The sequence below is a fragment of the Pontibacter diazotrophicus genome (assembly GCF_003367245.1).
In the GTDB taxonomy this organism is placed as follows: Bacteria; Bacteroidota; Bacteroidia; order Cytophagales; family Hymenobacteraceae; genus Pontibacter; species Pontibacter diazotrophicus.
On sequence record NZ_QRGR01000001.1, the window covers coordinates 362495 to 377101 of the forward strand.

7 protein-coding genes and 1 pseudogene are annotated in these 14607 nt (G+C 45.6%); 2 read left to right on the top strand and 6 right to left on the bottom strand.

Translation table 11 applies throughout. The annotated features are described in order from the left end of the window. Window positions 1-114: 114 nt before the first annotated feature. From DXT99_RS01470 to DXT99_RS27920, 4 genes and pseudogenes are all read right to left on the bottom strand, one after another. Window positions 115-1368: an McrC family protein gene (locus tag DXT99_RS01470; protein ID WP_115563721.1), complete on the bottom strand. Its 1254-nt coding sequence runs from the start codon at window positions 1366-1368 to the stop codon at window positions 115-117. Then, complete coding sequence (locus tag DXT99_RS01475) at window positions 1361-4276, bottom strand: AAA family ATPase (RefSeq protein ID WP_115563722.1); 2916 nt, start codon at window positions 4274-4276, stop codon at window positions 1361-1363. Before DXT99_RS01475 ends, DXT99_RS01470 begins: the two co-directional genes overlap by 8 nt. Window positions 4277-4632: 356 nt before the next feature. After that, window positions 4633-9465: a RecQ family ATP-dependent DNA helicase gene (locus DXT99_RS01480; protein WP_115563723.1), complete on the bottom strand. Its 4833-nt coding sequence runs from the start codon at window positions 9463-9465 to the stop codon at window positions 4633-4635. A gap of 558 nt (window positions 9466-10023) precedes the next feature. Beyond that, window positions 10024-10272: pseudogene (locus tag DXT99_RS27920) on the bottom strand (transposase-like zinc-binding domain-containing protein); the annotation flags it as partial. Window positions 10273-10344: 72 nt separating this feature from the next. Here DXT99_RS27920 and DXT99_RS01490 point away from each other — a divergent pair. Together DXT99_RS01490 and DXT99_RS01495 are read left to right on the top strand one after the other, a co-directional pair. After that, on the top strand, window positions 10345-11703 hold the full coding sequence (locus tag DXT99_RS01490; protein ID WP_115563725.1) for a rhamnogalacturonidase: 1359 nt from the start codon (window positions 10345-10347) through the stop codon (window positions 11701-11703). Between the two features lie 265 nt (window positions 11704-11968). After that, the gene (locus tag DXT99_RS01495; protein ID WP_115563726.1) at window positions 11969-12439 is read left to right on the top strand and encodes a rhamnogalacturonan endolyase family protein; all 471 of its coding nucleotides are present in this window, start codon (window positions 11969-11971) and stop codon (window positions 12437-12439) included. A gap of 152 nt (window positions 12440-12591) precedes the next feature. Here DXT99_RS01495 and DXT99_RS01500 read toward each other — a convergent pair whose 3' ends face one another. Together DXT99_RS01500 and DXT99_RS01505 are read right to left on the bottom strand one after the other, a co-directional pair. Continuing rightward, window positions 12592-14001 carry a DUF1593 domain-containing protein gene (locus tag DXT99_RS01500; protein ID WP_115563727.1) on the bottom strand — a complete coding sequence of 470 codons (1410 nt, stop codon included), beginning with the start codon at window positions 13999-14001 and terminating at the stop codon, window positions 12592-12594. A 253-nt stretch (window positions 14002-14254) separates the two neighbouring features. Then, window positions 14255-14479: a transposase gene (locus DXT99_RS01505; RefSeq protein ID WP_181884992.1), complete on the bottom strand. Its 225-nt coding sequence runs from the start codon at window positions 14477-14479 to the stop codon at window positions 14255-14257. Between the last annotated feature and the right edge of the window lie 128 nt (window positions 14480-14607).

Genomic DNA, 14607 nt, shown 5'->3' on the forward strand with positions numbered 1-14607 from the left:
TTGGCATTAAATTACTTTCCTTTTTGCCAGGCTTTTGCCTCTTTCATCTCTTGATAGAGAGCAAAGAAATTGCTTTATAGGTGTGGTAAACATGGTGTTTAGAACTAATTCTAGTTATAGCAATTCATCCTGTAATAATTCAGAATAAATTCTCATCCCTAGGCACTTATACAACCTTCCTTCATCATTAAAAATATCTGTAAAAGCAATCTGGCAGTTTCTGCTCTGAAACTCCTCGTTCCGGAAGGGCTTTTTTGTGCTGGTGTTCTGCGTCGTCTTTGGGTATAGGAGTATGCTAAGGTCGGAGTTATAATGCAGGTTGTATACAAACATCTGTTTCAAATCCTCATCCGATGGTTGATCATACTTTAACACTTTCCACTTTGTGTCAACGACAAAGTTTCCTTTATCGGTTTCAATAACTATATCGGCTCTAATTCCCCTGGACTCCCAAAAAGGTATTCTGTTTTGCTCACGTACCCGATTGATAGGTATGCTCGTATTAAACTCCAAAACTTTTAGTTTTCTGTACACATAGTTTTCAAAAAGCACATTCATGTCGAACAAAATGGCAAGTATATCTTCTCTACCGCCTTTTAAGTCTGGTGAGTACCTCAGAATGATGAGCTTTGCAAGGGTTATTGCTTCCTTATAGCGCTCAGTGTTTCTGTTAAACTGCAAGCTATCGAACCAGGAACTGTTGATGTTCTTTTCCTGAACATCTTCAAAATACAGGAGCAGCTTTTTAACCCGATTATTGAAAGCAGGATTATTAGAGATAGAGGAGAGGATCAGAAGAGCTTTGAGCAATATCTGGTTAAGTCTAGTGTCTGCATCATAGACCTTGTGCTCAACAAAAAACCTTTCTTTGTGCAGGAAGTTCTTCTGAGCATGCTCTGTAAACAGAATCTTTCCTTTTACCTTCTTCAGGTTTTCAGAAACATTACGGTATGATTTTCTAAGCCCATGCCGCACTATTCTTTCAGTCTCTGTTAAAAACGACTCGTAGTACAGGTCTAGAATAGAGGCTGATCTCAACTTTAGCTTCGCATTAGAGATGTTTTCCAGTTTGATAAGTCTGCATTCTTTCAGCATGGAAATCAGAGCATCATGCCACTTGTTCTTTGCTGCATTGTCACATTCAGAAAAATCAGCCTTCGGCAGTACTTCGATTGTCAGGTTTTTCACCTGTATTACCCCTACATAATTAGAAAACTTGATTCGCTTGTTACCTACCGAGAAGTATTTCTCTTTTGTCGCGTAGCCATACTTTTCCAATGCAGAGAAATGAGATAAAGTGAAAGCAGAATCCGGTTCAGCCTTTAAAGTTTGATGCTCAAATACCCTTATCACTTTAGCTCTACTCATAAACCCCCTTGAATGTGTTTAAAGACCAGGAAGCAGCATCTGTAAAAGAATAAGTTGGTTTACTGTCAAACTCCTCGTATTCCTCATACTCATCTGTTGCCAAAAACTTTACTGCCTCCACTTTCTTCTTCACAAATCCTTTCCCTAATACCAGCATTATTTTGCCCCAGTCTCCATAGAAGTACTCTTGCAGCAAAGGCAGTATTTTGTTCAGGAAGATTAATTTGAGTTCTTCAAAAGGACTTTGTTGATTAGTAATCGACATGAAGTAGGAGTGCCCGATGCAGTAGTCCTTATCCAAAAGCTTCTCTATTCGGCAGTTGATAGCTTCAAGCAACCTGTTTAACTCAATCCCTTCACATTTGAATTCAGGCTCAGCCAATTTCTGTGGTTCTGGACTCATCTCAATAAATGAAAACCGCCTGCGAAGAGCTGTGTCTAATGCCTCTACACTACGGTCAGCGGTATTCATGGTGCCAATGATGTGAAGGTTATTTGGTACTCCGAATTCTTTCTTGGAGTATGGCAACATAGCAGGAATATAGTTGGCGCAGCCTATTCGCTTATCATCTTCAATTAAAGTGATAAGTTCTCCAAAGATGTTGGCGATGTTTCCCCTGTTTATTTCATCAATAAAAATTGCGAATCTCTTCCCGCTGTTTGCTGTTGCTTTATCCACAATTTCTTTAAAAACACCTTTTTCAACATGGTACTGCACATCAGCGGATTCGGAATCTTCCTCAGGCTTAGTTAACTTTGGTTTGATACCTTCTATAAAATCTTCATAACTGAAAGACTGATGGAAGGTGGTAAAAACATACCTTCTCTCTGTTTTGCTAATAGGAGCATAATTCCTATACTTCTTTAAAACTTCATAAAAATCAGGCGTTTCTAGTTGGGCAATTTCTTCATCTATTGTCCAGTTGCCTTTGTCGTCTTTCCAGAAGAACAGTGGTGTAGCCCTCTTCGTAAAGTTTACATGCGGGCAATCCTTTTTTGTGTGCCATTGAAGCAATGACCAGATAGTATTCTTTGGCGTTTTATTAACGGAGATGCTGTTTTTAGCCTTTAGCAGGGGGTGCTCAAATATACGCTCAACACTTGTGCTTTTTAGGTCCAGCATGATTACGCTGATTACTTCCCACCAGGCCAAGTCTTTCACCAGTTCCAGGCAATACTCTTCTAATGTTTGTGTTGACTGCTCATCAGTAAACAACTTGAAGTATTCATTCTTTAGTCTATGCGTTTTGCCGGTTCCCGGAGGCCCATAGAGGATAGTGTTCAAAGGCAAGTCAATTAGGGGAAGGAAAGGTGTGTCGGCCTCTATAACATCTTCATTTGTATGGTTTGCCTCCATAATTCCTAACAACCACTCATAGTAAAACTGGTGTTGAGGATGTTCAGATGGATATTTGGTAATGTCAGTTAGCGTCTTCAGCGCCATATGATGCTGCGCATCCCACTTCCCCCATTTCTTCCAGTCTACTTTTCTGCACTTCTGGTAACTGTCTCTACTTGAATCATAATAATAGCCTGACGTTACAATGCCATAGCCAAGCAGTTCATTTCTTCCTTTTTTTGCTATGACTATATCGCCTACAGATATAACATCCTTAAATTCAAAGTTGGCGGTGGCATCATTCTTTTTTGAACCTGTTGTGCCGTCAAGAGCCTGCAGCATTTTAACAATCTCTTTCTTGTTGGCATAATTATTTAAATCCCCAAGTTTGTCCCAACCAAGGCCCATGATACCCAATGAATAAAACTCATCCCACCATCTGGCATTTTCCCCCGGTGCATATAACCAGTACTTAATACTTTTCGATGGTTCTGCCATTTCCAGTATAGCCATAAATTCCTCTTCTGTAGCTGAGAAGTTTGTACCTTGGTTGCTAACTTTTAATTTGGCCAGTTCAGGTACTGTGGCAATCTGCTCTTTTAAAATAGGTTTATCGAGTAAGTTATGCGTTATCTTTATTCCCGCTTGTAAATCATGAGGATTACCTTCCTTCCACAGATGACTGTCCTTTAATTGTGTTATTAACTGAGGTTCATGCGTAACCTCGGCCAGTGCATAGCACCCCGGTTGCTTACCCGTTATCCAAATAATAACCTTATCACCTGGCTTTATATTTTCCTTGTGGGCTGCCACATTCCAATCTTCAATTAAATTCTCCTTTAGAGCAGTTTCAAAGTCAAACATCTTGGGGCTGCCCTGAAAAATCCAGTAGCTCACCTTTTTGCGTGAATTATTCCATACATAAGCTTCAGATGATAGTTCGTAGAATGGTTTTGAGGTTTTCTGCTTTATCTGTTCAAGAATTTTCAAATATTCAGTGTAGGTTTTGAAAGAGGGATTTGTTCCTAAAACTTCTTTTAAAAATAATCTTGCAGGTGCATTGATAGGGAAGTATTTAATTGGGTCAATGTAGAATAAAGCCTCTGTCAGCTTTGTCTTCCCTGTGCCTCCTATCTGAAGTGCATCCTCGAATAATTTATTGTCTATCCCGCCATCCAACACTTTAAAAAAGAGGTTCCAGAGTCTTTCTATTTCGTTGTTTACTCTGTAGACTTTGTAAGGGAAAAGCCAAGTGCTTTGTGGATTGGCTGAAGGAATACCAGACTCATCGGAGGGAAGTTCACTAATACCTATTTTTTCAGCAATCTTTTGAAGATAACTAAGCCTCTTGGAAGCCCCATGTTTATAAATACAGCAAAAGAATGTAAACGGGTCTATTTCCGTGAGTTCAAATACATTGCCGGCTTCGTCTCTATCATTGAAACCTGTTATGCCTAGATCTTTGAGAAGTTTGATGAGGTATAATTGATTGTCTTTATTCTCAGCCAAGAATTTTACGATCTGTTTATGAGTATTAACCCATGAGAACTTTATTGGTTCTTCATTCATTTTGAGCAGTTTGTCTTAAGGTTAGGGTGGAGGAGTATATATGACTCTTATCCAAATTAGAAAATTTTCGAGTTATTATAACCTTTAGCTCTTTAATGATTTCAATCAGGCTTCTGTAAAGCAAAATTCTCTTAGTTTGCGAGCGGACCATTCCTGTCATACTTTTCCCAGTCCTCTCAGTCTACGCCCTTAGCTCCTCAGTTTACACGTTTTTAGAAATAAAAGTGCTACACTTGTCTACATACTCTCTTATCAGAATGGCTGTACTATTATAAACTGTGCATTGTGATCTGGAAACCTCAATATTGATTTAGATATAAAGTATTTATCTCAGGCAACTCCTTTAGAACACCACCCTATAGCCTCTGTAGATACAACCTAGGCAAAACCACCCGATATTCTTTCTCATCATCTTCGCAATACCAAACTACGATATGCGCTATTTCGGCGCTTTGCATCATATAGCCTTGCTTATGTAGTTGCGCAAGTTTTTCCTTGAACTTCTGAGAGAAGGCAACAACCGGGTTATCTGAAAAATGTAATCCATTTGCAGGCTCCTCTGGTAATTGTAAGGCGTCTCCTGCTTTGAGTGGCTTTATAGCCTTCAGGTTCTGGCGCTTTTTAAAGAAGCCAAGCCATACGTCGCTCATGCCCATTTCCAGCTGCAGATCCTGTGGTGCCGGATAAATTGTTCCGTCCGTCTCCTTTTTTAATTCGGGCACCGATATAGGATCGAAGTAAGGCTGGTCCGTGTGAATGTGCAGGGATTTCTTTGCCCGGGTAATAGCAACATACACGACACGTTTGTTTGACTCCTTGACTAAGGGGTAGTTTCGGAGGAGCAAAAATACATGGTCAAATTCTTTTCCTTTGGCCTTGTGCATGGTAGAAACCAGCACTTTGCTCGTTTCCGGGTATATAAAATCCTCGGTGCGTGCTTCCTGCAAGAAAGCCAGCCAGTCAGACCAGAACTTCCGTTCGCCATGCGTCTTCTCAAACTCATGTATCACATCCTGTACCAGGGGCAGATTTGCTGAGGTGGCAAACTCCTGCTCAATCCGGGTGCGGCTGTGCTCCCAACCTTCACCTGAAATGAAGCCAAGCTCGCCGCTGATTTTGTCGCGGATATACCAGCTGAAACACTTTAGCTCCAAAAGCTGCCGCAGAGAAAAGCCTTCCTGCGCCATAATCAGGCGGATCGGTATGCCGTGTTGGAGCAACAGGTTCTGCACCAGCAGCGCTTCTTCGTTCGTATGTGTTAGTACGGCAATGGTGCCTGTCAGCTGCTTTTGCACTACATCCTGCACCAACGGGCTGACCAGGTCAGATGAAGGCGTATAGCGTGTCAGGCAAATGTCGCCGTAGGTCTGGTTATGCGCTATTAACGGTAAGCCTGCTTTCAGCCTGTCGGACCGGAAAAGCTTCAGAAACTGGTTAGAGAACGCCACAAGGTTAAAGCAGGCTCGGTAGTTTGTGCTGAACAGGTACTTTGTTGCCTGCCTGTCCCGCTCAAAGTCGCGCATAAAGGATATGGAAGAGCCCCTGAACTCATAGATGTTCTGGTCATCATCACCGACCACAATCACCCGTACATCCTCGGCCAGCTTTATAATGGTGCTCAGGAAATCGTATTCCTGCTGGCTGATGTCCTGGTATTCATCCACCACAATAACACTCTTGCATTTCAGACGGTCACTGGGAATATCATCATGCACCAGGCCCTCGGTCGCTTGTTTAATGACATTGTCAGATTTCTTCAGATCACCTACACGGCCCAGAAGCTGGAAAGCAAAGCCGTGGTAGGTGTAGATGTCAATATGGTAAGCGGACTTGCCAATCAGCTTTTGCAGCCTTTCTTTGAACTCTGTCGCGGCAGGTCGGGAGAAGGTCAGCATCAGGAACTGCTCTGGTTTGATATCTTCCATCATCAGCAGGGCCGCCACCTTGTGTACGAGCACCCGTGTTTTTCCGCTGTCAGGACCGGCACCCACTAAAATGTTAGGGCTCTTGTTGTCCTTGATAACCTGCATCTGGTCCGGTGAAAGGGCCGCAAATATTTCCCGGTACTTCTTATCGGTGATGGGCTGTTTGAGTTTGCCTTTTTCGTTCCGGAAATGGCGTTGCACAAAAGCCTCATAGCCCAGGCGGAAGTAATCATCCACAAAGCTGATGGCCTCCACATGGTTTCGGAGCTGCTTTTTGGCGTACTCACCAATAATATGAATCTGATCTACCTTTTTCTCATAATGCCGCTGCAGCTTACCATAATCTTCAAGCGTGTACTGCTTCCTGTTATCATCTATCAGGCGTTCGATGGTCATGGGATTATAGAGGACGAACAGGCCGCCTTCCAGCTTTATGGCCCCGATGATGTGCAGGTACAGCAGTACCGCTTCATAGTCCGTCAGCGAAGCTTTGGGTAGCATGATGTTGCTGAGCTCCACCTGCTTTTTCATTTCCACCATGGAAAACTCCAGGGCAGCATCCTCCTGCTTTTGCTTGTTTGCTACCTCAAGCGCGTTTTGCCTGCAAAGCCATTGCACCACGTCTGCAGCACAGGTGAGGCGGCTCATAATTTTCTCTTCTATTTCCTGCTTCTCTTTCCGGAACGCGATGCGGTAGAGCAGGGTATGGGCATCTATCCGTTCTTTCTTGATGTAATGCTCGTGCTCCCAGTACTGCAGCAGGTTCCGGATAGCCTCTATGGAGCTACCCTCATAGCCCTGGTCTATCAGCTTTTCGTTGATGTCGCGCAGGTGCGTCTGGAAAACAACCGGTGATTCATCAGATGGCAGCAAGATGTGCAGCAGCGCCTTTTCAAGCTTCGCGTAGCGCTGGAAGCAACGCTCTGAGTTCTTCTCACTTCTGGTAGGATTAATCAGAGCCGTCAGGTCTTTGGTGTCGCCAAGCAGGCCAAGTTCCTTGAAGTGAAGCAGAATTCTGACTACAATTTCTTTTTCGATGCCCAGGTGGTCAGACAGGGCATCGACCATGGTGTCTTCCCTGGAAATAAGGTACTGAAATATCCGGATGGCCTGTTGTAGCTGGTCGCCCGGAAATTTGTCCGCGTTTGCATGAATTACCTTGTTGGCGGCCTCTACATTCCGTACCAGGATACTTTGGGCAAATATCCGTGGGGAGTTCATTTCCCGCTTCAGGTACCCTACATCTTCCAGAGCGGCTATAGCGGCTTTTACCTGCGTCTCCAGTTGGATAATGTCTGTATCCCAGCCAGCCTGCTTGGCCAGCTCTAAAGCCGATTTGGTGAACTTCAGCCTTTTAAAATCTTTTACTGCCTTCCATATCTGGCCTACTTCCTTTTTAGAAAGCTTCGTCTGATTTAGCAAGGCAAAATGCTCGTTCAGGTCATTCTCGTCAAAGAGCAAATGGCAGTTAGCCTCCATTTCCGGCTTTCTTCCCGCACGGCCTGCTTCCTGGATGTAGTTCTCCAGTGAGTCAGATATATCAAAGTGCACCACCAGCTTCACGTTCTCTTTGTCAACGCCCATCCCGAAAGCGGAAGTTGCCACGATAACATTGATTTCGCCTTTCATAAAGCTGTCCTGGATGCGGATTTTCAGGTCAGCATCCATCTTACCGTGGAAAGCCGCCGCTTTGATACCTGCCTTTTTAAGTTCTTCGGCAACGTATTCTGTGGTTTTCGTTCTGCTCACATAAACTATCGCCGGTTCTGTAATGTCCTGTAGCAGGTCCTTGAGCTGCTGTAGTTTTGCCTCCTTACCCTCTGCCTTCGAAGCATGGTAGGTCAGGTTCTTTCGGGAGGCAGTTGTCTGATACAGCTTCAGGTCTAAGTTCGCCTGCTCTTTGAAATAGGAGATGATGTCCTGCACTACCTCGGGCTTAGCCGTAGCGGTAAAGCAGGAGACAGGTATTGGATGTTGCAGGTTTTTAGCTTCGGCAAGTTCCTTTAAAAAGCGACCAATATACAGGTAGTCTACCCGGAAGTCCTGCCCCCAGGAAGAAAAGCAGTGGGCCTCGTCAATTACGAACCGTTCTATCTGCCGGCCCTTTAACAGCCGGTAAATGGTGTTGGACCGCAAGGATTCAGGAGAGATGTACAAAAGAGTAGCGCCTCCGTCATGGACCGTCTGAATGGCATCGGCTCGCTCCAGCGGGGAAAGCAGCCCGTTAATGGCCACGGCAGTGGTGATGTCGAAGCGGTTTCGGAGCACATCTACCTGGTCTTTCATAAGTGCCTGCAGGGGTGAGATGACGACAGTCAATGCCCGGTTTGCTTCGCCTTTCATAAGAGCAGGCAACTGGAACGTAAGGGACTTGCCACCTCCGGTCGGGAAAATAGCCACCAGCGATTCTCCCTTCAAGCCTGCTTCCACTACCTGTTGCTGCAAGGGCGTCTGCTCGGCAGGAGTAAACTTCCGAAACCCTGCATAGCCAAAGTACTTTTTAAGCCCCGCTACCGGCGAAAGATACGTTTCGCAGTAGTGGCAGGAGGGCTGTTGGCACCCAGTGCCCCGAAGCAGCTGCAATACAGTAACCACCTCCGGGAAACGGTGCAGCAGCCATGGAGGGATAATGGAACCTTGATCAGGGGCATTTATCAGGACCAGTGCATAGGCTAAAGGCACCCGTAGCTGGTGTATGAGTGTGTAAAGGATAACGTTAGAACAGATCCTGTTTTGGAAGAAGGACATGATTTGTTCTTCAAGCGGCCCATCTTCTTCGCTTGAACTATTATCATTTAAAAGCTCGAAAAACGAACGAAAAGATATATCTGTGCAAAGGAGTTGTTTGATTATTTGTCTGAGCAGTGCAGGCATACTGTAGTAAGCACTGATACAGTCTGCCAGGAGGTCTGCTGCTATTTTCGAGTCTTCAACAGGGTTATTGTAGTGTTCACTCATTAACCGGTAGTCTTTCACAAGCCGGTGGTAAGGCCGGTTGGGAAAGAAAAGCGGGGAGAGGTAAAGCGTGTCAATAAACCTTTTGCGAAAGAAACCCTCAGAGACCCCTCCGGCAGCTTTGAGGAAGGGGAGGTCGTGCGCCAGTATATTATGGCCGCAGAGGAAATGAGAATCCAGCTGAAACTGCTCAAAGTCATAAACTGATGTGGAATGCCAGGTACGACCATTGAACCAGGATCCAATACTCTGCACCCTTGCTTTAGGCTGTTTTGTTACCTCCAGATCAAAAAAAGCAATACGTTCCATCCACTTCAGGCCGGGTTCTCCCTTTAAAGTCTTTTCTGCAATCTAAATAATAATATTCAAAAATTCCTATCATTCAAAAGCCTCATAAGTTAATAAAAATAATGCGATTTTAGTTCTTGTTATGCATTGGCACATAAGCAATTGAGTTTATGCTTTGATCTGATTTATTAGTAGTCAATTATAAAAATCTTCAAAATGAAAGCTTATCTACTAAAACCATACTTCTAAACATTGGGTCCATGCGAAAGTCGGCTCCTGAATTGTCTAAATGGATAAAAAATATTCGGGTCTCCTCAGGCAGATTGTAAAAGATGATTTCTTCTATGGGGAGGGGAAGGTCCTTCGCTTAAAGAAGTAGCTGGTAGGAGCGGGGTAAGCAATAGTAAGGCAATAAAACTTATGGAAGATATTTTTTTAATGATCAAGATGTTTGATTAATCATTATGTTAAAAATGATAATTTCTTTATTTAGTGAGATACTTTACCCGTTTCCTCTACTTTACAACGGTCCGGTTTTTCGGGGGGAGGTCAGCATTGGTAAGCACGCTGATTTAATCACCTGAGCACTATCTGCCGGTGCACGCCCGTCACCTCTCCGATGTCCCGGGTGCCGCAGTTTCGCACCAGCATGTGCAACACCAGCCGCTTTACCTCAGGTCGGCAGCCTGCCTTCTGGTACACGTACTGGAACTGCTTTCCGCAAGAACGGCACAGAAAGTTTTGCTTGCCCGTGCGCTTTACACCATTTTTGACTACTTTCATACTGTGGCAGTAGGGGCAATTTACCTGGATAGTTATCTCGCACATAACTTCCTGTAAATACCCTTGCTGCCATACTTATTCTTCTATCATACATTTTAGACCACAGGCAGAAATTTAATGCTTACACAAAAATTCAGGCTCGCCTTGCTGCTCATGCTGTCCATTACGCTGCATCTTACCTCCTTTGCACAGGAAAAATTCCCGGATGGAACGCCGATACCGGACTGGTTCCGGCAAAACAAACCTACGGATATAAATAAGCTGGGAAAGCATTACCGTATTACAGACTTCAATGTCACAAACGACAGTACGGTCATTCAGACAGAACGCATACAGGCAGTGATAGACAAAGCCCATGAGAGCGGCGGCGGGGTTGTCATTATTCCCAAAGGGACTTTCCTGAGTGGCTCGCTCTTCTTTAAACAGGGCACACACCTGCATCTGGAAGAAGGCGGCAAGCTGAAAGGCAGCGACGACATCAGCAACTTCCCCCTGGTGATGACGCGTATGGAAGGACAAACGCTGAAATACTTTGCTGCGCTGGTGAATGCCGACGGGCTTGACGGATTTACAATTTCTGGTAAAGGAACCATCGACGGGAATGGACTGCGTTACTGGAAATCATTCTGGCTAAGGCGGGAATTTAATCCGAAAACCACTAACATGGATGAAATGAGGCCGCGGCTGGTATACATCTCAAACAGCAGGAACGTGCAGCTCTCAGGAGTGAAACTGATAAACTCACCTTTCTGGACGACGCACTTGTATAAAAGCGAAAATGTAAAGCTGCTCGACCTGTACATATACTCTCCCAAAGAGCCTGTAAAAGCCCCGAGTTCTGATGCAGTGGATATTGACGCCTGTAAAAACGTACTCATCAAAAACTGCTATATGTCGGTAAACGACGATGCCGTGGCGCTAAAGGGCGGCAAAGGTCCGCGTGCCGATCAGGATCCAAATAACGGAGCCAACCATAACATCATCATCGAAGACTGCACGTACGGATACTGCCATGGCGCCTTAACCTTCGGAAGCGAGTCGTTGCACGATCGCAACATCATTTTACGCCGGGTTAAGATAGACCACGCAGAGCGTTTACTCTGGTTTAAAATGCGCCCTGACACCCCACAGATTTACGAATATGTTCTCGTAGAAGACATCGAAGGCCAAGACATAGGCAACTTTATCTTCATACGCCCCTGGACCCAGTTCTTCGACCTTAAAGGGGAAGAGGTAGCGGGAACGTCTGTCATCCGCCATATAACCATGCGCAACATAAAACTGGATTGCGAGAACTTTTTTAATGTGGGAGCGGCAAAAGAAGTCAAACCTTCTCAAGGATTCGGCTATAAGATGTCAGACTTCAGATTTGAAAACATAGCTGTAACCGCAAAGAATTTTACTGAGATAGACACTTCTATCATAGAAAATTTCAAACTGAAGAAAGTAACCGTCAACAGTAAAAAAGTCCTCTAGATAGTAATTATCTATTAAGATTCGCCGGCTGAGAATTATGTGTTCTTCTCAGCCGGCTTTTTTTCTAATCCCCTATTTGATACTGGTGGTTCGCCAAATTTATTTCCTTAGATTGTTTAGAGCCTTTCTCCAGGCTAAGATCAGCCTGGAGATTGTGGCATGAACTGGAGAAGCCCCTTGTTGCTGTTAGATGCCCCGGACCTTACTTCACTATTTTGTAACAGGCTTCGGAGCTGAGTCAACACCTGAATTCTAAGCTAAGACGATGAGAAAACTGATTTTATACCTGTTCGTTTTTTGCTTGACCACCTCGGTTTACGGTCAGCGCATCATGGAAAATCTTGACCGTGGGGTGGTAGCCGTTCGGCACAAGCCTGATGCTGTTTTCATCAGTTGGCGTGTGTTAGCAACCGAGCCGGAAAACTTCCCTTTTAACCTTTACCGCACAACAGGAACGGAGAAGCCTGTAAAGCTGAACCCGCAACCTATAACCGGGGGTACTAACTTTATCGACACCAAAGCGGACTTCACGCAAAATACAGCCTACACCGTTAAAACCCTTGTGAAGGGCAAAGAAACGGCCGGAAGCAAACCTTTTGTTGTGCCCGCAAACGCACCCGTTGCCCAATACCTGTCCATTCCGCTCAAGACGCCTGCTGGTTACAACGACGCTTCGAGATGGCGAATACGAGCTGGTGCTCCACCAGGTGGGCAAAGGACTGGACAACTCCTTTGATGGGTATACCGACAAACCCGTTTTACAAGCCTACAAGCTCGACGCAGAAAAGGCGCAATGAACTTTGCGCCATTTTTATGGTCGCGCTTCCGGGTATTCTTTTTTACAGGGAGGTGTAAGTCCTTTGTCATGCATGGCGTCCATGTCAGTGGTCAATGCCGCAGAATAACTCTCCGGTAGCTGAATAAGGCTGGCGTACCATTGTCTTTTACCTCGCAGATAAGATGCAGCTCCTGTCCTGCATCTAACTTCGGCATCACAAAACTTACCTCCTCGGTGCCGGGGTTGTTCAACTGTACATTGCCGGTGAACTGACCTGCTTCTTTATACACAAACCAGCGGAAGGTCAAAGCATGGCTGTCGGGGTCGGAGGTGCCTTTGGCACTGAGGCGGACCGTTTCACCGGCCGGGGCAATGGCCGTGGCTACCGCCTGCCCTTTGTTTCCGTTTACCACCACCACCGGGTTATGGTTCGCCTCTTCAAAGGAGCCGGCCACGCACCAATCCATACGGGCAGCAAAGTCATGTTGAAAGGCTTCCCGCCAGCGCCAGATGGTAGCCTGGTCAGATGCTACCCGGCGGCCATCTTCCAGCTCCACTTCATCCACTGAATTAATCGTATTGGTCCAGATTTTACCTGCTTCGGCATAGGACTTGAAAAAAGCATACCGCCCGCCCCAACCGCCATAGGCCGGGCTTAAGGCACTCCCCAGTCCATTGTTGATTAAACCGAGGAAAGAAGGGGTGTCTCCTTCCATGATGTACTCCAGCGGGGGGTATAATGCACCTAAAGGCCCATGGTTTTGGCTGATGTTTTCCATGAGCCAGGGGTTGTCTACCAGTTCGAATTGATGCATAGGCCCGTTCTTGTAAAAGCGGTCTCCCGAGATACCTGTCCAGGTGGCCTGGTAATACTCCGCCCAGTGTTCTGCGCTGGGGCTTACCACGTAGAATAGGTCCGGGAAATTAGTCCGGATCCAGCGGCCGGCATCATCCTGGTCGGAGATGGAATATACCCGCAGTCGCGACAAAAACTTTTTAAGCTCCTCTGGTGTCCGCGACTCCCGCACCTTCCATAAAGCCTGTGCCAGGCAGTTGGATCCGCCCCACACACTCACCCAGACCGGGCGCTCGTCATTTTTGTCCGCCGCTCTGATGATCAATTCAGAGCCCTCAGAATCTTTCCCTGCTCCTACACCTTCCATGCCATAGAGCGGCAGGTGGGAAGCAGTAACAGCCTTCAGATCCGCTGCGGAGGGGTAGCCGCTGGAGTGCCTCTCCAGGTTATCCCGCACCTTTCCGTAGGCACTGACTAACTCCTCGATTTTATTTTGCTGCACCCTGTCTTTGAGGTGGACCGAGGTAGTTGCTACCAGCCCCTCCGTATCGAATTCGTTCGCGTACACCAGAAACCGGACCAGCGATTGCTGGTCATCGGGCTCATTCGTGATATCGGTTAACACAATCACTCTTTGCTTCCCGGGTTCGGTATATTGCCAATTCTTTTGAGCACAGGCCACATAAGCCGCCAACAGGAGAGGCAGGAGTATATATTTTTTCATGGGCACATAAACCTTAAGATTACTCTTTTATTTACTCGAACAAAAAATCGTTATATCATAAAGATATGCTTATTCATTGATACGAAACAGGTACAAGAAAGCCAGTGGGCTACACTTCTTCCCGCAGCATCCTTAAAGAAGTAGTTCAAACTAGTGTCGGGAAATTCCAAAAAGAGGAGCGGGATCTATTTATAATACTTTATAGATAAACCACAAGTTCCCTGAAAAATAGGGAAAAATTCTTTGGACTTTCTTAAACCAGCAGACGTTGCGTCAGCATCAGATCCATATCACGCTCTAACTGCGCCTCCTTTAGCTCCTTCTGTAGCCGCTTTATCTCCCTTTGCTCGTCTGCCAGCCCTTCCGTGGGCCGGACTGGCGAACAATCCTTCTGCCGCCATTTGCTCAGCCGGCCGGGATCAATGCCCAGCTCATCGGCTACCACTTTTACTGATTCACCTACAATAGGAGAGGTCAATGGCCATCCGCTTGAAGGAGGCGTCAAATACACGTCTATCCATAATAGTCAAATTTGATACTTTATAAATCTGCCTGTCAAAAGCCTCCAGTCAAATATAAGCAACTCCATTTTCAACCTGCTCAAAA